The organism is Hymenobacter terrenus (assembly GCF_000972495.1).
GTDB classification, from domain to species: domain Bacteria; phylum Bacteroidota; class Bacteroidia; order Cytophagales; family Hymenobacteraceae; genus Hymenobacter; species Hymenobacter terrenus.
Genome location: NZ_LATM01000005.1, coordinates 156,946 through 177,416, shown reverse-complemented (window position 1 = coordinate 177,416; position 20,471 = coordinate 156,946). Strand labels below are relative to the sequence as shown.

The window sequence follows — 20,471 nt, the reverse complement described above, 5'->3', positions numbered from 1 at the left end:
GCCGTGCTTTACCTGCTGTAAGCAACAGGCAACGCAGAAAACCAATCCGTCACTTCTCATTCTCAATTCCGCATTAGTTAGCTGCTGTGGCGCCTTTTAAGTCCTTCTTCACGTATTTGCTGGGGCACTTCAGCAGAATATTATCGGCCATAAATACCTGGCCTTTCATGCACCCGGTAATCACGACTTGCTCGGAGGCATCGAAATCCTGGGGTTTAGGGTTGTTGTAGACCACGCGCTGGGCCACGCGGTTTGTGTCGACCAGAGTGAAGGCAAAGTAGTTGGGGTCCGTCATAGGGTCGTATTCCAGGCCAACGGGTTGCTTCTGAGCGTCGCGCGGGAGCTTGCCCACTACGTGTACTTTGGTGGTGTTGCCCTCGGCGGCTCGCTGCCGGGCCTCGCCGAAACCGACGTACACGCTGGCATCAGCAGTGGTGCTGAGGATGATGGCGGCGGCCACCGCGATGATGGCCAGAACGAAAAGGTGCGACTTCTTCATATCACGGACTTAGTCGAATGGTGGAGATTTCACGGATTGATTGTTGCGCGGGCGGCCCCAGCAGCTTGCAGGATAACAGCTAGCGCCGGGGTTGGGTGCCCGGCTATTTTTTTATTTCCTGCTCAAGCTTGCTGACTTTGCGGTCGAGCGAAATGAGGTAGGCCAGCAAGCCGGCCACGATGACGACCACTACTGCTACTACCACGTAAATTTTGCCATTGGCGCGTAGCGTATCCGCCATTTCAGGAGCATCGGATGTTTGGGCCAAAGCCTGGCTGGTGCGAAATAGCAAAGCTATCAGCAGCAGAAAAACGCCGGCACGGCGCGACAGAAAATTAATTTTCATCGTGTTGCAGTTTCAGGAAAGCAAAGCGGCTGCTGACCTGGGTGAGCCAGAAGGCAAAGAGAATCCAGCCAATAACGGCAGGGTAAAACACCATCCGCATGGTATTATCAAGGTCGTATTGGCTGAAGCCGGGGTTGCCGGTCTGGCCTGGGTGGAGCGAGGGGCCGCTGAGACGCGGCAGCACAAAGAGCAGCGGGATAGCCGCCGCAAACGCGAAAATGTTGTAGATAGCCGACACGCGGGCCCGCTGCTGTTCGTCGCGGAATGAGCCGCGCAGCACCAAGTAGGCCCCATAGATGAGCATGGCCACGGCCGCGCCATTCAGGCGCGGGTCGGGCGTCCACCAAGCGCCCCAGGTGAATCGGGCCCACATGCTGCCCGTAGCCAGGCCGAGTAAGCCCAGCACGATGCCCGTTTTGACCGACTCGTGGGCCAGCACATCCAGCCGCGTCGAAGGCGCACGCAGGTACAAGATGGAATACCACACCGATACCAAAAGCACAGTTATCATCGAAAACCACATCGGCACGTGAAAAAACAGGTTGCGGATGCTCTCGTTCACGATGGGCAGGGGCGGCACTGGCACCAGGATGCCCACGGCCGAAGCCGCAATCAGCAGCAGCACCGTCAGGGTCTTCCACACCAGGCCGGGAGTGCGTTGCTCAATTAGTCGCTGACCACCCCACACACCCAACACCGTGAAAACCACGCCCAGCAGGGAACCTATAATTCTTGCAGTAGTCATAACAGTACCAACAACTCAGGCGCGAAAATGGCGAGCTAGCCGCGCCACAAAAAAGGAAACAACACGTACGACGTCGCGGCCACAATCATGTTCAAGGCCACCAGCGTCAGAACTGCGCTTTGGCTCACGCTCCAGTCCAACCCATCCAGCGCATTCTTACTTACTTTGATGAGTAGCAGCAGCATCGGTACCATCAGTGGGAAGCCGAGCACGGCCATGAGCGTCGCGCTGTTGCCGCCGGCCTTGGCCGCGATGCCCGACACCAGCGTGAGTGTAGTCGCAAACCCCACTGCTCCGAGCAGGAGGTTGGCCACAAACAACGGCGCATCCTGAATCGGATTGCCCAGAAACACCGTGTAGAGAAACAGCCCCAGCAATGCCACTACCGCCAATAGAAGGGCATTGTAAAGCATTTTAGCCAGAATAATGGCCTGGGGCCGTACCAGCGTGTAGTAGTAGAGGCGCTGGCCGGGGCTTTCCTGCATAAATCCCTTCGCCACAGCATTGATGGCGGCGAACAGCAAGATGACCCACAGCAGCGCATTCCAGGCTGGGGGTGGGGGCGTGCCACCCCGTAGGCTGAAGCTTAGAAAGCACACGAACACCGTGCTGCCCACGTACAGCAGCAGTCCACCCAGTGCCGCCCGCTGCCGCCATTCGAGGCGGAAGTCTTTGGCTAGCAAGGTGGAAATTTCGCGGAGCAAGGGCACGGGGTGTAGTTCAGTTTCGGGCCGCAAAGATACGACCTAACCCGTCCTGAATTATTCTCCAACAGCCACTTTTGCCGTGGCCGTTTGCCCCTGCTGCCTCACCTCCAGCAAGTACAGCCCCGGCGCCAGCCCGGCCACCGGCACCGCCAGTTCCCCGGCCGTCGGAACCCGCTCGGCGGTGTAGGCGATGCGGCCTAGAGCATCGCGCAGGCGTACCACAGCGGGCGTGCTGGTAGGTAGGCGCAGGGTTAGTAGCTGACGCACTGGGTTGGGGTAGGCGCTAAGCCCAAGCTGATTGGCGGCTCCACGGGTATTCAACACGGTGGTTTGTCGAATAGGCTGGAAGTTGAGCAAACCCAGTGCTGGGCGGTCTACCTGATGCACGATGTGACTTTCGATGGTGGCCAGTGAGTTCGTGCCCCAGTCGTTGTTCTGGGCCAGCAGGTTGTCGGGCATTTCCACGTAGAAGTCGTACACCTGACCACCGTTGCCATTATTATAGAGCTGGTTGAGGCCCACGTTCAGGCTGTCGGAGCTGCTCACATCGCCGAAGCTGATGGTGGGGCCCGGCGCGGGGCTAGTTAGGGAGGCGCGCAATACGGTGACACCCCAGAGGTTACCGCGCAGCACGTTGCGACTCGCCACGCCCGTGAGGGTGGCTCCGCCTTGCACGTTGATGCCGCTGCCACTCGTGAGGACGTTTGGATTAGTATTGTTGTTCTCGATGATATTGCGGGTGACTACGGCGGCAATATTGGTCCCGAGCAGCGTGATGCCATAGCGGTTGTTGGCAATACGGTTTCGGCGGATGTGCACTTGCGAAGTGCCCCTGCTGCCCACCAAATTGGCCACGGCTATGCCGCCGGCCATATTATGGCGGCCCGTAATGCGGCAGCGCTCAATCACAGCTGGCGTGGCGCCTCCGGCCCCCAGATTCACCTGTGGATAGTTGCCGTTTTCAGTGCCGTTGTTGCGGAGCAAGCAGTTTTGAATCAGTGGCGAGGTGCCGCGGTTAGCCGAACTCTGGATGCCGGAGCGGGCATTATCATAAATCTGGCAGTTGAGGATGCGCGGGGCTCCGCCCGACAGACTGATGGCCCCGCTGTTGGTATTGGTGCTGCCAATGCGGGCCACCTGATAGCGCACCACGCAGCTATCCAACAGCAAGTCGTTATCGAGCACCCGGATGCCGCCACCATACTCCACAATGGTTTTACGCAGCTGCGAGCCCTGGCTGGTAGCCGAAAACGCAAAGCTATGAAACGGGGCTGAGCTCACTTGGGCCGTGATTTTAACCGAGTCCTGCGGGTTCACCAGCAATATCCCATCAATACTTACCTGTGCCAATGAGGTCAGGCGCAGCGTGGCGTTGGTCGTGATACTGAGGGTATCGGTCGGGCTGAGGCGGAGGTTGCCATTCACGGCGTAGGCATTCGGCCCGGTAAGTACTACGTTCGAGGTGGGAGCGGCGGCCAGTTGAGCCAGGGTCCAGCGCACGCCAGTGCCGGGCGTCTGGTACTGGGCCTGGGCATGGGTGCCGAAAAGAGTTAGGAGAGAGAATAGAATTAGTTTTTTCATAGTTGTTGACGCAGGTTTCAGATGCAAAGGTCGTTTTCCGTGGGCACCTTAGCCGCGGCTCATCTTTCGAAGAAGAAAAAGAAGACGGACGAATACAGGTTGTGAAACTCTTCTAAACGTAGAAAGGCCCGCTGCTTAGATGCAGCGGGCCTTTCTACGTTTAGAAGAGTTTCAACTTCAGCTTAGAAGTCGTAGCCCAACGTGAAGTAGAACTTCGGACCCTTGGTCACATAATCCTCCTGGCCCCAGGCCACGTCAGCTTTACCGTAGAAGCCTAACAAAGTGGTGCGAGCTCCCACGCCGTAGCCGATGAGGAAGGGGTTACGGAAGTTAATTACCGTGGCGGAGAAGTAGTTGCCAGGAGGGAAAACCGGTTGGGTATTCGCTGAATTGTCTGTGCCAAAGGGATTGGTACCCGAGTAGGCCGTGCCTGCATCGGCAAAGCCGACAATTTGCAGGTTGCGGAAGAAGCCGGAATAAATAGGCTTGCGGGCAAAGTACTGTACAATGGGAATGCGCAACTCACTATTGAATACCAAGTAGCGCGGACCAGTGCGGGTGCTATAGTCGAAGCCGCGCAGGTTGGTGACAAATTCCTGATTGAATACCTGGTCAGGAGCCGAATAGTCGGGCAGAAAGCGGCTGCCTTCGTAATCAGCGTTCAGCCAGTTATCCATGCCCCCAATTCGGAATATCTGAGGCCGGGCTCCGAAAAACTGCCCGTAGCTAGCCCGGTTAGCCCAGACGATGGAACGGCTGATTTTCTGGTAATGCCGCAGGTCAATGACCAGCTTATCGAAGTTCAACTCTTTGTTTTTTAAGCTTTTTTGGCTTGAAAAGCTGGCTTTCAAGCGAGTGCCGACCACCATGTTTACCCCCGTGGCAACGCTGTTGTCGAACACCAACTCGCTATTATAGCCGAGGTAGTTATAATTCTGGTCGTCGGCGGTCGATACGTCAATCAGCCGGGTCCGGGAGATATTCACATAGCGGGGGCCGCCGCGCACGCTCAGGTTGTGAGTGAGCGGATAAGCAATGGTAGGGGCTATTTCATGGCGCCCATAGCGGTAGCGGCCATTTGCAATATCAAAGAAATAAGCCTGCTTCTGATAGGAAATGCTCCAGTCGTAGCGGTGAGTCAGGTTAGTGTAAGACGCCCGGATGTTGCTGGTGCGCAAATCGAACAAGCCAAATAAGCTGGCGTCGATGCGCTGATTCTCCAGCACATCCGTCAGAGCCGCCCTGAACTGCAGGCCTAAGCCCAGCAGCGGGTCCACGAACAAAGCTGTGGAGACATTGTCAGCCATGAAGCGGGTATCGTATCGGAAGGGGCCAGTCTGCTGCGGTGCCGTAGCCTGAGCCTGCGCCGCCGTCGAAGCAGCGGTAGGGGTGAAGCGCCGCCGCTTGGTTGGGGAGGGCTGCGCGGGCTCGTCTTCTTCAAACTGATAGTCACTGATATTCACAGCCTCATTGGCCTTGCCGCGCTTGGGACCAGCCGGGAACGGTGTAGCTGTAGAATCGGCCGGAACCGTACCAGCCGTTGAAGCTGGTGCCGGCGTTTGTGGCGCTGTGGCCGTAGCTGCGGCATCGGTCGGCTTGGCTGGGGCGGCCGTGCGCGGCGGGGCGGACCGGTCTTCCAAGGTTTGCTGGCGGGCAGTCTTAACGAGGGGCAGCGCGGCGGGCAGCGGGTATTCGGGATAGAGGTACAGGATGTCGCGGGCCTGCGCGGGAGCCACAAACACCAGCGCTGAGGTTAACGGGCTATAATCAAAATCCTGCGTGTTGGGCAGCCAGTTGGTAAGGGGAGTGCGCTGCTTGGTCTTCAACGAATACCGGTACAGGGCGCGCACGCCGCTTTCCTCACCCAGGTACAGAATTTCATCATCGGAAATGGCGCGGGGGCGGGTTTCATTCGAAATAGTGCTTACCAGCGTCTCAACTGGTATGGCCCGCTGGTCCAGGTGGTAAACGAACAAGTCGTAGTTGTTCACTACGTTTTGGAAGGTAGCCGGCCGCGCTCGCCCTGCCGAGTCCAAATAACGGTTGGAGCTAAATACGATGCCCTGCCCACCCGGCAAAAACACCGGCTGCACGTCATCGAACAAGTCGTTGGTGAGTTGCTCCGGCTTGCGGCTGCCAGCGCGAAGGAGGTAGATGTCATTCTGTCCGTCTCGCACGGCGCTATACACCAAAGCTTTACCATCGGGCGAATAGCTCATGCTAAGTACTTGGTCGTAGGCGGCAAACAACGAAGTCGGTCGCGAAAACCGGATGGCCTCGCCCATCCGGCGCAGCAGGCCGCGGCCATCGGCATCGCGCAGGTGCAGGGTCATTTCGCCCCGGCTCATTTCGGCCACCGCTACCTGGGAATTGCCGCGCCAAGCCAGCACGGGCAGGCGGGTTTCTATTTGTTGGTCAGGAGTTTTATGGCCGCCGCGGCTTAGAGTATGGCGGTGGGTACCGTCACGATTCACCACCACCACGCGGTAGCGGCCTTGCTCGTTCTGAGCGTAAGCCACCAGCTGCCCGTTGGGACTCATGATAGGCTGCGAAAACACGTCGGCATGGCGGTTGCGCCCGCCCTGGCGAAACTTCTTGTCCGGCTCCACTAGGGTGGCAGTAGGCTGCCCATTCAACTCACGGTAGTAAGTCAGCCAATCTTTCAGAAACACTTTAAACGGGACGTTTAGCGACGAACTAAAGCCCACTTCCACGTCGCGGGTAATGCGTGTAAGGTTGAGAATGTTCTGAATAGTGGTGTAGCCGTAGCGCTCGGCCACATAGTTCCATATGCTCTGGCCGGCTAGCGTGGAGCTGCGCAAAAAGAATGGTGCCGTGCGGGTGCCAGTGGGATACTGTTTGCTCATGTCGCGCATGAAGCCATCCATTTCCACGCTCCAGCCCTCAGCTGCGTAGGCCGACGCACCCCCGATAAACCAATCCGGTAGCTGCAACAGGTAGCTGCTTTGCAGTACTTCCTTTAGCGAGCCGCCATACATCATGTCGTTCAGCAGCACCTCGGTAATTTGGGTGCTTAGCACGCGCTTAAACTCGGTCTCCTGGCCGCCAAAGGCTATTTGCACCTTGCTCATGCGGGCCAGTGGAGTTTCGCCACCATTTATCTGCTGCTGAGTGGCAGTGAGGCCGATATTGCTCTGCCGCAGGTCACCCACCGAATTGTAAAACAGCATGGTGGTTTTGGAATAAGGATAGTAGCCGATGAGCGCCGTGATACGCTGCAACTCCTTTTCCGCGTAGTCTGCCGCTCGGCGGGCACTGGCCTCGCCGCCGTCGTAATACATCACGACAAAGTTTTGGGTAGTCAGTTGCTTCCACTGAAACTGCTTGTACTGAATGCGTACCCGGCCAAATGGCTCCTGCGCCGTCTGGGCCTGGACCGTGCGGATGAGTAGCAAGGGCAACAGCAGCGCCAGGGCCCCCAGCGTGCGCTTCGTGAATAATGAAATGGTCATAGAAGAAGCAACGAGCAAAGGCGAAAATAATTCCGCGATGACGCTAAAATTTTTGCGAAAGCCAGCGGCCGTTCTGCTTAGCAGCTGGTGGCTGGTGCAGGCTTGAAGTAAAGGCTTTTAGCGCAGAATTGTTATGCCATCACAGTTTGAATATTTAAACAGCACATAAGCTCCGCCAGAGCGGTCTGCAATAGTACTCAACCTACGCCAACTGGCCGGAGCGCGTTGTACCGTTGCAGGCTCGCATCGGCCCAAATTTCACCCCGTCCGTCCAGCCAATCAGCCAGCATCACGGCGAGCCGCGGGGCCAGCATCACGCCCTTGGAGCCGTAGCCGCCGCAAAAGCTTAACATGGGCACGGTTGGGTGCGAGCCCAGCAGCGGCCGGCGGTCGCGCACGGCCGGCCGTACGCCGGCTTGCTGCCCCGTCACGGTAAATGGCAGGTCGGTGATGACCGTGAGCCGGGCCGCCAGTTCTTCGCGTCCTACCGCGGTGGGACCGTCGGTAAAGGGTGGCCACCGGTAGGTAGCACCCACCCGAAAATGCGTCGTTCCCACCGGCACTACATAGGCACCGCGATTAAGCACTTGGGCCGTACTCAGGTCAGCGCACTCCACGTCGAGGACCTCGCCCTGGTTTGGGGTGAGGGGCAGCCAATTGAAATAAGGATTGCGCAAAGCCCCGGCCCCTTCGCAGCAGATGACGTGCCGCGCCCGCACCTGCTCCGCGTAGGTAACGCCAGCCGGGCTGGTAACGAGGCGGGCCCAGTCGAAGGTTTCGGGCCGCAGCCAGCCGTCGCGGGTGCCCTCGGCAGCCAGAGCGGCCAGCAGTTCCCGCACCGCCACGTGGCCACCGTGCCGCAGCCAGGCTCCCCCAAAAGGACCGTGTACCCCCGGTAGGTTCGGGTCGGCGGTCACGAAGCCGGCCACAAAGTCGCCCCAGGGCTGGTCGGCGCTGCGGGCCAGCACGGCATTCTGCTCCTCAATCGAAGCAAATAGCTTCAGGATAGGCGCTTCGATGAAGAAGGATTGGTTGTAGCGCTGCTCCAGCTCGCGGTAAAATGTGGCGGCGAAGGGCAATAGTTCGGCCGCGCGCCACGTGAGGGCAAAGCGCTTGCCCGCCACGGGATTCATGAGGCCAGCCGCTACGTTCGAGGCCGAGTTAGTCTGACCAGGGTCATACACGAGTACGTGATGGCCCCGCTGACGCAGCACATAAGCCAGGGTGGCGCCTGCAATGCCGTGGCCCACCACCAGGAAATCACAGTCCACCATGAAAGGGGGTGAGAGTCGAGGATGAAATTTGAATGCGGAATGGATAGCGAGTATAAGCCAAAGAACTTTACTTTCCAATTCTCATTATTCAGTTGCCCGCATTCAGGTAGCCAGCTTGTGGTTAAAGCGCACGCTTCCTAGGCAATGGAAGATTTTAGCAGCAATACTCAAAACACAACATTTCTTTTCGTCTTACCTTTCCGCACTGCTCAGATACCTTCTTTTGTATGACTGTCGTCGGTTTTACCTTCAACGCTTTCTCTGAAAACACCTACCTGCTGATTGATGATGCGACGCAGCAGTGCGCCATCGTGGACCCAGGCTGCTACGCGCCCGCCGAGCAGCAGGCCCTGCAGCAATACATCGAAACCAATGGGCTTCAAGTGGTACTGTTGCTGAATACCCACGCCCACATCGACCACGTACTAGGTAATCAGTTTGTGCTGACCACTTGGCCTGATACCCCATTCCTGCTACACCGGCTCGACTTACCCACCCTGCGGGCCGTGCCCACTTACGCGGCCAATTATGGCTTCCCGCAATACCAGCCAGCTGAGCCCACCGGTGAACTCGTCGCTGGCCAACCGGTGACTTTCGGTGCCACTGAGCTGGAAGTACGGTTCACTCCGGGGCATGCGCCGGGCCATGTGGTGTTCTACCACGCGCCCACGGCCACTGTCATTGGCGGCGACGTGCTATTTCAGCGCAGCATTGGCCGCACTGACTTGCCGGGTGGCGACCACACCACGCTCCTGCACAGCATCGATACCGAACTCATGACCTTGCCTGATACTACCGTAGTATATCCCGGCCACGGCCCGGCCACCACGATAGGGGAGGAGCGGCGCGGCAACCCATTTTTAAGCTAAGGAGGAATGAGGCACTGAAAAATAGAACATCAGCCCCCGCTATCAGCCTCTCTTCATTTCTTATATTTATTGATTTTGAAAAGATACCTGCCCAACGCCGTTACCTGTCTCAATTTATTGTGTGGCTGCTTGGCGCTCACGCATATTTTTGCCGGACGGCTGGAGATAGGCGCCTATTTTGTAGCCGCCGCCGCTGCCGCCGACTTCGCCGACGGCCTCCTGGCGCGAGCCTTGCGCGTGTCATCAGCCATTGGCAAAGACCTGGATTCGCTGGCCGATATGGTGTCGTTCGGGATGGTGCCGGGCGCGGTATTTTTTGAGTTACTTATGCAGGGCGTCGGGCCGGATGCGCTGCCGGAATGGCTGCCCTATCTAGGCTTTATTGTGAGCATCTTCTCGGCGCTACGCCTAGCTAAGTTTAATAACGATACCCGACAGACCACGTCCTTTATTGGGCTGCCCACGCCGGCGTGCACGCTCGTAGTGGCGTCACTGCCCCTCATTCTCGCGCACGACCAGTTTGGGCTGGCGCCGGTTATTCTACATCCTGGTCTGCTACTGGGCCTCATAGTGTTACTGTCGGGGCTACTGGTGGCTGAACTGCCGCTATTCGCCTTGAAGTTTAAGACCTTGCGTTGGGCTGATAATCGACGCCGCTTCCTGTTTCTGCTGCTGACGGCAGGATTATTGCTTGCGCTGAAGGCCGCAGCCGTTCCGCTTGTGGTATTGCTCTACGTGCTCCTGTCGGTGCCCAAGACGGCTGCGCGGTAAAAAAATAGCGGTGGTGGCTACAATAAATAGATTATTTGGTTGTTAAGAAGCCACTGCTGGGTGAACCTGATGGTCAGCTATACTGTTGCGGTGCCACTACTTAGCGGACAGTGAAACGGCAGGCAATTGTTAAAAACATAAAGCGTATGCGTTCTTTTTTCCTCTTTGTTGCGTTCGCGGGCTTGATAATAGGAGCAGTGGCCCCAGCAAATGCCCAGTCAGGCGGCAAGGTTACTGTGCACGGCACCATCAAATGGGGGGGCTATGTGGAAGTGCCCACTAAGGGCGGCCGCAAGCAGAAAGTGCCAACCTATAGCGCTGCGCATTACGACATGGATGACCAAGCGGGCCGGTTCAGCATGCGCCTGAACGGCACCGTCAGTCAGGGTGAAGTCATCAACACGGTATACGAACCATTCTCGCCGACTGATGCCAAGCTATTCAACGTAAGCAAGCTGCCCGTTGGGCTGGACCCACAAGTCGTTTCGGGCACCGAGATGAAGCTGACGGTCTCGCACCTGAGCCTGCACCCCGTGCGCCGTAGTCCTCAAACCGGCCAGCCCGAGCGGCTGGTTTCGTTTGACTACAGCTATACATCTGGTGCTGGCAAGGTCGCTGCTCGCAGTACGGCCACTACCCGCACCCACGCCGAGCATTCCGTGCTGCGTAGCGGCGATTGGTACAAGATGGGCGTGGCCGAAAGCGGCATCTATAAGCTCGACAAGGCGACGTTGCGCAGCATGGGCCTCGATGCTCAGGGTGTAAACCCCAACAACCTCCACATCTATGGCAACGCCATGGGCATCCTGCCCCAAGCCAACGCCGTCTCGCGTCCCGATGACTTGGCCGAAAACGATGTGCTGTTTGTTAGCAGCAATAATGACAATGTCTTTGATGATAGCGAGTATTTCCTGTTCTACTCGCCCGGTGCCCATACCTGGGAAGCTCAGGGAGGTTTGTTCAAGCACCGCAATAATATCTACTCCGACACTACTTACTATTTTGTGACGGTGAACAACACGCCCGGCCGCCGGGTGGCTACTGCTCCGGCGCTGGCTGCCGGGAGCGCGCCGGCCATTACTACGTTCAATTACCGTGCTTATTACGAACATGACCTGATCAATCTGCTGCACTCGGGGCGTGATTGGATGGGCGAAGGATTCCGGAGCGGTGGGCAGAAAGACTTCGTGTTCAGCAAGACTCCCGATATTCCCGATTTGGTGCCCGGCGCGCCAGTGCGCGTTACGGCGTCGCTGGTGGCTAGCTCCTTAATCCCCAGTTCTTTCCAGCTTACCCTGAATGGTAGCAATCTAGGTGCTCAGTCAATACGCCAGCTGGTTGGTCAGGCCTTTCATCCTATTGCTTACTCAAGTGTTGCCACTAGTCAGTTAGTAGTTGGCAACCCGGGTGCTGATTTACAAGTTGGGTTGACTTATAATAGTGGTGACCCCAATGCCAGTGGCTACCTGGACTATTTGGAAATTAATGCTCAGCGCCAGCTGCGGCTCAACGGCTCGCAATTGGAGTTCCGGTCACTGGCTAATATTGCTGTTGGCGCACGCAACCAGTATGTAGTAGCTAATGCCACTGCCGGGACTGCGGTTTGGGACGTCACTAATCCGCGTCGGCCAGTGGCCCGCCCTTTGGTGAGCGGTAGCTTCGTGGCCCCCGCCGACACTGTGCGTGAGTTCGTAGCGCTGCAACCGAGTGGGGCATTCAGTACTCCCCGGCCCTTTGGCAAGGTAGAGAATCAGGACCTGCACGCCCTTAACACCAATCCGAACGCGCTGGTTGATTTGGTCATCGTGACCTACCCGCCATTCTATGGGCAGGCTCTGCGTTTGGCCAACCACCGCATCAGTCACGACAACATGCGGGCGATAGTAGTCACTACTACGCAGGTATACAATGAGTTCAGCTCTGGCGGCCAAGACGTGACAGCTATCCGGGACTTGATGAAGCAACTGTACGACCGCGCCCCCGCTGGCAAACAAATGCAATTGTTGCTGTTCGGCGACGCGTCGTTTGATTATAAGTCGGACCCCACCAATAATAAAGATTTTGAGCCGACGTGGTTTAAGCAGGACCGGGTGCCCTTCAAAAATGACTCGGACTTTGATGCTTTCAACCAGAACTACGTGCCAACATATCAGTCACGCGAGTCGTTTGGTGTTTTTTATGACGGAGCCAGCTATGGTTCCGATGATTACTATGCCTTTCTTGATGATAATGAAGGCGAGTGGAGCGAAGCACCCCCTAGTGCTGACTTACTGGATATAGGTGTGGGTCGGCTCCCCGTTCGGACCCCTAAAGGGGACCCGCGCAATGCCGAACAGGCAAGGCAGGTAGTGGATAAAATCATCGGCTATGATTCACCCGCTGCCTATGGCAAATGGCGCAATCGGATTTCATTGGTTTCGGATGATGCCGAGGCTAACCTCTTTACCGATAATTCTAGAGGCTCAGATAACATTGCTGATAGTATTGAGAGTAACTATCCAGTGTACAATGTACACAAGGTATATCTGGATTTGTACCCCCAATTGGCTGTATCGGCGGGCCAACGCTCCCCCGAAGCTAACCGCGCAATTGACCAGTCCGTAGAGCAAGGGTCACTGATTGTGAACTACCTGGGTCATGGTGGGCCCAAAGGCTGGGCCGATGAGCAGATTGTGACTAATGCGTCTGTATTGGCCCTCCGTAACCCGACCAACCTGACCTTCTTTACTACCGGCACCTGCGACTTTAGTACGTACGACAACCCCGACTTTACTTCCGCTGGCGAGCAGGTTCTGACTGATAATGCGACTGGTGGCGCCATCGGCCTATTCACCACCACACGAGTAGTGGAGGCCAATTTGAACGCGGGACTTAATAAAGCCTACTTCGGCCGGATATTACAGCCCATTAATGGGAAAATGCCGAGCATTGGCACGGTGGTGATGCTGAGTAAAAACGATTATGCAGTAGCCGGCGGCATCAATAACCGTAACTATACGCTATTGGCTGACCCCAGTATGACGCTAGCCTATCCCAAGCAAACCGTGGTGCTGGACAGTGTTAACAAGCGGTTAGCAGGTGCTTGGGTGGAAGCCGACACATTGAAAGCCCTGGCACGGATTCGCATACGTGGCCGTGTACTTAATAACGGTACCCTGAACTCCAATTTCACGGGGCGTGCTCAAGTAACTATCTACGATAAGCCTACGGAAGTAAAGACCTTAGGCGATGAGGGCGTTAATCCGCAGCCGGTAAAAATTCAGGAAAGCGTGATTTATGGTGGGCAGGCTAATGTGCAGAATGGCGTGTTCACCCTAACTTTCGTGGTCCCCAAGGACATCAACTACAGCCCTGGAGTAGGCAAAATCAGCTTGTATGCTTTCGACGGTAGTAATAACATCGACGCCCAGGGCTACCGGTCCAAGCCAGTCGGCGGCGCTGACCCTAATGCCCCGAAAGACGATACACCGCCTGTCATTAACCTGTTTATGGATAATTACACTTTCGTATTCGGGGGGCTTACTGGACAGACTACCACCTTATTGGCCAAGCTCAGCGACGACAATGGCATCAATACAACCGGCGCTGGCATTGGTCACGACATTACAGCCATCCTCGACCACGACCCAAGCAAACAGCTGATACTGAATGAGAGCTACGTCTCTGAGGTGGGTGACTTCCGTTCTGGTAACGTAAAAAATCTTTTCAAAGACCTACCGACGGGACCGCATTCATTGAGCTTAAAAGCTTGGGATACGTACAATAACTCTTCGGAAAAAGAGATTGAGTTTTTGGTGGCTCGCAATGAAAAGCTGGCTCTCGACCACGTGCTGAACTATCCCAATCCGTTTGCCAACTCTACTACGTTCTTCTTCGACCACAATCAGGCGGGTGGCGAACCCGACAACTTGGAGGTGCAAGTGCAGATTTTTACCGTGGCTGGCCATTTGGTGCGCACCCTGACGGCCGTGGTGCCCAGCACCGAAGCCCATCAGCGCAGCATTACCTGGAATGGCCGCGACGAATACAATGACCAATTGGCGCGTGGTGTATACGTATATCGGTTGAGCGTACGTTCACCGCATAACAATTCTACGGCTTCGAAATACGAGAAACTCGTCATCCTCAATTAAGACTTTATTTGCGCCCGGGCCGCGTATGGCCTTCTTTTTACTCTTCTATGCAGCCTCTCTTTTCCAATTCGCGCTCGGCGCTGTTAGCCGGCTTGTTGCTTGTGGCAGGGACTTCCCAGGCCCAAACCGACCAAACCACTATCACGACGGCCGTTCCCATTCTCACCCTCAGTCCTGATGCGCGTGCGTCGGCGTTGGGTGAAGCCGGGGTCGCTACCTCCCCCGATGCCAACTCGGCCTATTTCAATCCGGGCAAATTGGGCTTTGTGCCGTATAAGTACTCGGCCTCGGTTTCGTATTCACCTTGGCTGCGCAACGTTACCGACGACATGAGCCTGTCGTTTCTCTCGGGCTACGGTAAAATTGGGGAGCGCTCGGCCTTTGGGGCTTCGCTGATGTATTTCGATTTGGGCACTATCGACTACCGGACTGGTGCTAACCTGCCTAATGGTTCTTTTAGCCCGAGAGAATACGCCCTCACAGTGTCCTATGGCCTGCAATTGACAGATAATTTCGGGGTTGGTGCCTCCGCTCGGTACGTCCGCTCCAACCTCGTGGGTACAGTGAACGGCAACGACGCTCGGCCCGGCAACGCGGCCGCGGTTGATTTGGGCGCCTATTATTCTAAAGACGTGACCATTGGTACTGGACTTTACAACGTAGCTTTCGGCGGTTCGGTGTCGAACATCGGTAACAAGATTACTTATAACGACGTCGAAAACCCAAGCTTCCTGCCCACCACTCTCAAGCTGGGTACCGCCCTAACCCGCGAGATTGACCAGTATAATAAAATAACGCTGGTGTTTGACGCGAGCAAACTACTGGTGCCTTCGCCGTACTACGAGAAAGGCGTACCGCCTAACAACCCAGGAATCGTAGCGAAAAATAATGAGCGCGCTCAGCAAGGTCTCGTTAGTGGCATATTCAACTCCTTCAGCGATGCTCCCGGAGGTTTTAAAGAAGAATTGCGCGAAATCAACCTGTCGACTGGTCTCGAATACAATTACAATAACCTACTGTATGTGCGGGGTGGCTACTTCTACGAAGCGCCCGACAAAGGTGACCGGCAATACGCCAGTCTGGGTTTGGGCGTGCGTTACCAAGTGTTCGGCATCGATGGCACCTACTTGGTACCAACTGGTAATAACTCGCAGAACAACCCGCTGGCCCAAACCATCCGGATATCGCTGCACTTCAACCTGAATAAGCTGTCCGAGGCGTTTGATGAAAACGGTGCCGGTGGCACCAGCGGCGACGCCCCATCGAACTAACGCCTTTTAGTTTAATTGCTTGCACAACGGCTCCCCTTCTCATGCGAGGAGGGGAGTTTGCTATTCAGTAGCTTTCCTTTCTATTCCTTTTGACTCTTCATACATGCTCGACCGTACCGTCGCTCCTCCTGTTCAGCCGCTGGCCCGCGTCACGCTGCCCGCGGCTGATGTGTTTTCACTATCCAGTGGTGCTCGTCTGCACGTGCTGGCCAATGATGCCCAGCCCGTAGTACGCCTGCAAGTGGTGTTCCGGGCTGGCAAAGTGGCCGAAACTCGTCCTGGCCTGGCCTCCCTCACCGCCCGCATGCTGCTGGAGGGCACCACCACCCGCACTGCCCGCCAGATTGCCGATGAAACGGCCTTCTACGGCGCCTCATTGGAGTGTGACGCGGGCTTCGACCGCTCCACGCTCACCCTTTATTGTCTTACCCGGCACCTGCCCGTTTTGTTGCCCCTGGTAACTGATGTGCTTACGAACCCGGCCTTTCCGGTCGCCGAACTGGAACAGCTGAAAACCCGCACCATTCAAAACATAAGTGTAGAGCGTCAAAAAACCAGCTACTTGGCTTCTGAGCGGTTTAATGAGCTGCTATTCGGCGCGGAGACTCCTTATGGCCGACCCTTCGACAGCGTCGCTTACCAATCCTTGACTGCCGAAGAAGCCCGGGCATTCCATCAGGCGGCCTATGTGTTTGGCAATGCCGAGGTATTTTTGTGCGGCGACGTAGCTGCTGAGCGGGAGTTGGTGGCCGCGGCGTTTAGTGTGGGCCCCGCCGCTTCGCAATCAGTGGCTGCGCCGAATTATAACCTTGCTGCCTCAGAAGAGTTGATGCCCCTTGCTGCCGACCAGGTAGCGGTAGCTGGTAGCTTGCAGGCTTCCGTGCGCATGGGGCGCCGCTGGCCGAGCCTCAAGCACCCCGAAACCCATCGCCTGAAGCTGTTAGTGAATGTGTTTGGCGGGTATTTCGGCTCGCGCCTGATGCGGAATATCCGCGAGGATAAGGGCCTGACATACGGCATTTATGCGAGCGTGGCGCCGCGCGAGTATGGCACTTCGCTCGTTATCGGCACCGATGTGAAAGGTGAAAGTGCGGACTTTGCAGTGAGCGAGATTCAAATGGAATTGCGGCGCTTGCAGGAAGAGCTGATTCCGGCCGAAGAGCTGGAAACGGTCAAAAACTACATCCTCGGCAAGTTTGCAAACGAATTGTCCACGGTATTCGAGCAGTGTGACAAATACAAAAACATCATCTTTCAGGGCTTACCAGCTGATTATTACACCGAATTTGTGCAACAGACGGAGGCCGCGGACGCCGAAACCTTGCGGGAGTTAGCGCAGCAGTATTTCAGTCCTGAGGCCATGCAGGTTGTAATTGCGGGTCCGGTTTCATAAGTACTCAGCAGAAGGCAGTTAAATCAATACTTAACTGCCTTCTGGCAAGACGATAGTTGAATGAGAAAAAGAACGGTCCTGCTAGGCTTGCCGAAAGACTTTTATCGCGCTAATAGTTGTGCGGTAGAGATGTCTCGGTAAGCCCGGCAGGACCGTTTATCAAGAGGAGCGTCTTGCTAAGCAGGCGCTTGGATGGCCGGGGGCGTTGGGTTGTATTGGGGCGTGGCAGTGCGATGCTCGGCGCTTTTTTTGCCCTTGTCGTCTTTCATATCCTTGCGGCTGAAGGGCCGAATAATAAGGCGCAAAGCTTGGTCGGAACTGAAGTAGCTGAAGGCCCAGTCAACAAACGCCACTACTTTGTTGCGGAAGCCCACTAGCGTCATCAGGTGGACAAACAACCAAGTCAGCCAGCCGAAAAAGCCGTTGAAATGTACGTTCTTGGGCAAATCTACCACGGCCTTGTTGCGGCTCACGATAGCCATTACCCCCTTGTTAGTATACACAAAGTCTTTGGGCATTTCGCCACGCAGCAGGCGTTGAAGGTTTTCGCCCAACTGGTCAGCTTGCTGTTGGGCCACGGGTGCAAGCATGGGCAGGCCACGTGGCATGTCGTCGGTCACCATATTAGCCACGTCGCCGATGGCAAACACGTTGGGTAGGCCCACCACTTGGTTCCAGCGGTTCACATTGATGCGCTTGTTGCGAGCCACTACTTCGGTAGGCAGGCCGGGGACTTCGGCACCGTTCACGCCGGCGGCCCACACGAGGTTTTCCGTCGGGATGTATTCGGTATCTGAGAAATAGGCCCGGCAGTTCTCAAATTTCTTGATGGAAGTGTTTAGGCGCACCGTTACGCCTAGCTCGTCGAGGTAGCGCTTGGCGTCGGTTTGCGAGGCGGGCGACATCGGCCCGAGCAAGGCCGGCCCGGCTTCGACCAGAAAGATTTGCATGGCTTGCAGGTCCAGCTCGGGGTAGTCTTTGGGGAGCACGTGCTTGCGCATTTCAGCCAACGAGCCGCTGACTTCCACGCCGGTGGGGCCGCCGCCAACTACGACAATATTGAGCAGCGCCTGCTTTTCTTCGGGATTATCGGTGAGCAGCGCTTTTTCGAAATTCTGAAAAATGAAGCTCCGCAGATTCAGCGCGTTTGGAATGCTCTTGATTTGCATTGCGTTGCGCTCGATGCTTTCCAGGCCGAAGAAGTTAGTGAGCGAGCCAGTAGCTAGCACCAGATAGTCGTAGCGGATGTCGCCAACGCTGGTAAAAACCGTATTGCTGGCGGGGTCGACCCGCTGCACATCGGCCATGCGGTAATAGAAATTCTTTTGGCCCGCGAAAATCTTGCGAATAGGATAGGCAATACTATCAGCCTCAAGAGCGCCAGTGGCTACCTGATAAAGCAGCGGCTGGAAATTATGGTAATTATTACGGTCGACCACCACCACTTGCACGGGGGCGTGGCGTAGGGCTTTGGCTAAGCGAAGGCCTCCGAACCCGCAGCCGATAATGACCACGCGTGGGTTGCCCGAAACAGGAAGGTTCGTATCCATAGGACCACAGATTAAACGGATTTTAACCGATTAAACGGATTTTTTGTGGTTACCGTCTGGTTTTTGACGCTTAGAACCTTCCGCTACTGGCGGAAAGGTCAGTCACCAACCATTTGGAATCCTCCACAATCAACCTAAACAAGCTAATGAAAGCCAATTGTTTGGTTACCAGTTTGCGTGGAACGATAAAAAGTCCGTTTAATCGGTTAAAATCCGTCAAATCTGTGGTCAGTCGTCGTTGTTCTTCTTTTTAAACTCTCCTCTTTTCACTTGCTGAATCAATTGTAGCCAGCTGAAAGGGTTGAGCAAGGGGTTGTTAGAGTACTGGTTGGGGGCCATGCCCTGGCGGCGGTCATAGTCGTACTGCTGCGTCTGCATGGTTTGGCGGAAGTTGGCCACCGCGCCCATGGGCTGGGTTCGGAAGATGCGGTTCATCAGCTCCTCGTTCAGGTTATCGGCGGCGGCACTGCCGCGCTCGGTGGGCAGGCGCAGGGCCAGAAAAGCCTTTTTGAAGTCCCGCTCGGTAGTATAGGGGAACACGCGTACCTCCCCAAGCATGGTGGCGTCTTCCTTCAGCTGAATAATAACGGAGTAGCTCTGGCGTTGGAAATCGGGCGGAATGACAATGGTTTGATTGGCGTAGCCCAGCGAGCGAATCACGATGCTGTCGCCGGCTAACACGGCCATTGAGAAGTAGCCGTAGGAGTTGGAGGCGGTGCCCCGGCCGGCCTTGGGCACGTAGATGGTGGCACCGGGCACACCCAGCAGGCTGTCGCCAGTGGCCACGATGCCAGTAAATTGGATTACCCGGCGCTTGCCCTGGGCATGGGCCGAGGGAGCCGCCAGCAGCAGCACACCCAGCAGGGCCACGGCAAAGAGCAAGGAGAAGCGACGAAGGCGCAAGGAATCAGGCATGTTCGGGAGTGGGAAGGACAAATATACGGTGCAAGGGGCGGGGCTGATTGTAACTTTGGGCAGAAAGAACGAAGAGCAAGTTCCCTCTTCCCAGACAGTAGATGCGCTTGAAACATTTCACGGTTGCTTTTGGGCAGCAACTTTTTAAATCGTTGGGCGACGAAAGCCGGGTGCGCATCCTGCATTTGCTGTGGCGCAACCGGGAAATGGTAGTGGCTGATTTAGAACAGGTCCTCGACTTTACCCAGACCAAAACCAGCCGGCAATTATTGTATCTCAAGAATGCTGGTTTAGTGAGTGTGCGTCGGCTCGACAATTGGATGTACTACTTCCTGAAGGAAGAGGCAGTAGACTTGCTGCAAGAGTTGCTTAGCTTCATGGAAAAAGACCCGCTGCTGCTGCACGACCAGCAAGTATACCAAACCCTGTGGTCGAACCGCGAGCTAGCTGCGTATAAGCTACAAAACCGGCACTGGCACGGCGCAAAATGAATGCTTGTTGCTAACGGGTTAAGCAGCAAGTATTCAAGTTCTAATTTACATCCGTAACCTAGCATGAGCGAAAATCGCCGACTGTTCGTCTGTATCAACCAAAAATCTGGAGTGGGAGAGGATGTGGCCAAGGCTCTGAAAAAAGAGCTGAAAAGCCAAGGACTAAAGAAGATATTCAGCGCGGGCGAAAAGCAGCGGGTGCGCGTGCAAACCTGTAATTGCCTCGACCTGTGCAAGCAGTGCAAGAAAGGGCCTGGTGCCGCCCTCATCGTGTATCCGGAGGGGACGGTGTATGGAAACGTCCGGCCCGCCGATGCGGTCGAGCTTGTAACTGAGCATCTGGGCCGTGGACACGTCGTGAAACGTCTGCATCTCGACCGATAGGAGGATAGTGAACCGAAAACGGGCACTTGCTATGGCGGTTGCGGGGCTTAAGTTAACCGTAATAGTTTT

Annotated in this window: 16 protein-coding genes; 7 read left to right on the top strand and 9 right to left on the bottom strand. The window is 56.0% G+C overall.

Annotated features, from left to right (window positions below; all coding sequences use genetic code 11):
* Positions 1 to 73: 73 nt before the first annotated feature.
* The 7 genes from WX88_RS10035 to WX88_RS10005 form a co-directional block, all read right to left on the bottom strand.
* The gene (locus WX88_RS10035; RefSeq protein WP_046244212.1) at positions 74 to 499 is read right to left on the bottom strand and encodes a cytochrome c maturation protein CcmE domain-containing protein; all 426 of its coding nucleotides are present in this window, start codon (positions 497 to 499) and stop codon (positions 74 to 76) included.
* A gap of 103 nt (positions 500 to 602) precedes the next feature.
* Entirely contained in the window at positions 603 to 845 is a 243-nt protein-coding gene (locus WX88_RS10030; RefSeq protein ID WP_046244211.1) for a CcmD family protein, read from the bottom strand.
* Complete coding sequence (gene ccsA / locus WX88_RS10025) at positions 835 to 1,590, bottom strand: cytochrome c biogenesis protein CcsA (RefSeq protein WP_082115953.1); 756 nt, start codon at positions 1,588 to 1,590, stop codon at positions 835 to 837. The genes WX88_RS10030 and ccsA overlap by 11 nt, the downstream gene beginning before the upstream one ends.
* 35 nt (positions 1,591 to 1,625) lie before the next feature.
* A complete protein-coding gene (locus WX88_RS10020; protein ID WP_046244210.1) occupies positions 1,626 to 2,294 on the bottom strand; it encodes a heme exporter protein CcmB in 669 nt (222 codons plus the stop codon).
* 57 nt (positions 2,295 to 2,351) lie between these two features.
* Positions 2,352 to 3,878, bottom strand: a complete 1,527-nt coding sequence (locus WX88_RS10015) for a right-handed parallel beta-helix repeat-containing protein (protein ID WP_046244209.1) — start codon at positions 3,876 to 3,878, stop codon at positions 2,352 to 2,354.
* A 182-nt stretch (positions 3,879 to 4,060) separates the two neighbouring features.
* Entirely contained in the window at positions 4,061 to 7,351 is a 3,291-nt protein-coding gene (locus WX88_RS10010) for a PD40 domain-containing protein (protein WP_052732550.1), read from the bottom strand.
* Between the two features lie 197 nt (positions 7,352 to 7,548).
* A complete protein-coding gene (locus WX88_RS10005; protein ID WP_052732549.1) occupies positions 7,549 to 8,625 on the bottom strand; it encodes an NAD(P)/FAD-dependent oxidoreductase in 1,077 nt (358 codons plus the stop codon).
* 227 nt (positions 8,626 to 8,852) lie between these two features.
* Here WX88_RS10005 and WX88_RS10000 point away from each other — a divergent pair, with 227 nt between their 5' ends.
* From WX88_RS10000 to WX88_RS09980, 5 genes are all read left to right on the top strand, one after another.
* Positions 8,853 to 9,494 (top strand): MBL fold metallo-hydrolase, encoded by a 642-nt coding sequence (locus tag WX88_RS10000; protein WP_046244208.1) that lies wholly within the window; start codon positions 8,853 to 8,855, stop codon positions 9,492 to 9,494.
* A gap of 75 nt (positions 9,495 to 9,569) precedes the next feature.
* Entirely contained in the window at positions 9,570 to 10,265 is a 696-nt protein-coding gene (locus WX88_RS09995) for a CDP-alcohol phosphatidyltransferase family protein (RefSeq protein ID WP_046244283.1), read from the top strand.
* A gap of 146 nt (positions 10,266 to 10,411) precedes the next feature.
* Entirely contained in the window at positions 10,412 to 14,398 is a 3,987-nt protein-coding gene (porU, locus tag WX88_RS09990; protein ID WP_046244207.1) for a type IX secretion system sortase PorU, read from the top strand.
* Between the two features lie 47 nt (positions 14,399 to 14,445).
* Positions 14,446 to 15,669, top strand: a complete 1,224-nt coding sequence (gene porV / locus WX88_RS09985; RefSeq protein ID WP_046244206.1) for a type IX secretion system outer membrane channel protein PorV — start codon at positions 14,446 to 14,448, stop codon at positions 15,667 to 15,669.
* 103 nt (positions 15,670 to 15,772) lie between these two features.
* Complete coding sequence (locus tag WX88_RS09980; protein ID WP_046244205.1) at positions 15,773 to 17,062, top strand: M16 family metallopeptidase; 1,290 nt, start codon at positions 15,773 to 15,775, stop codon at positions 17,060 to 17,062.
* A gap of 176 nt (positions 17,063 to 17,238) precedes the next feature.
* Here the strand turns inward: WX88_RS09980 and WX88_RS09975 are convergent, their stop codons facing one another.
* Positions 17,239 to 18,612 carry an NAD(P)/FAD-dependent oxidoreductase gene (locus WX88_RS09975; RefSeq protein ID WP_046244204.1) on the bottom strand — a complete coding sequence of 458 codons (1,374 nt, stop codon included), beginning with the start codon at positions 18,610 to 18,612 and terminating at the stop codon, positions 17,239 to 17,241.
* 228 nt (positions 18,613 to 18,840) lie between these two features.
* Positions 18,841 to 19,527: a carboxypeptidase-like regulatory domain-containing protein gene (locus tag WX88_RS09970; protein WP_046244203.1), complete on the bottom strand. Its 687-nt coding sequence runs from the start codon at positions 19,525 to 19,527 to the stop codon at positions 18,841 to 18,843.
* A 101-nt stretch (positions 19,528 to 19,628) separates the two neighbouring features.
* Between WX88_RS09970 and WX88_RS09965 the strand changes: the two genes are divergently transcribed.
* Both WX88_RS09965 and WX88_RS09960 read left to right on the top strand, forming a co-directional pair.
* Positions 19,629 to 20,018, top strand: coding sequence for an ArsR/SmtB family transcription factor (locus tag WX88_RS09965; protein ID WP_046244202.1), 390 nt, complete (start codon positions 19,629 to 19,631; stop codon positions 20,016 to 20,018).
* 63 nt (positions 20,019 to 20,081) lie between these two features.
* Complete coding sequence (locus tag WX88_RS09960) at positions 20,082 to 20,402, top strand: (2Fe-2S) ferredoxin domain-containing protein (RefSeq protein WP_052732547.1); 321 nt, start codon at positions 20,082 to 20,084, stop codon at positions 20,400 to 20,402.
* The last annotated feature ends 69 nt before the right edge of the window (positions 20,403 to 20,471 follow it).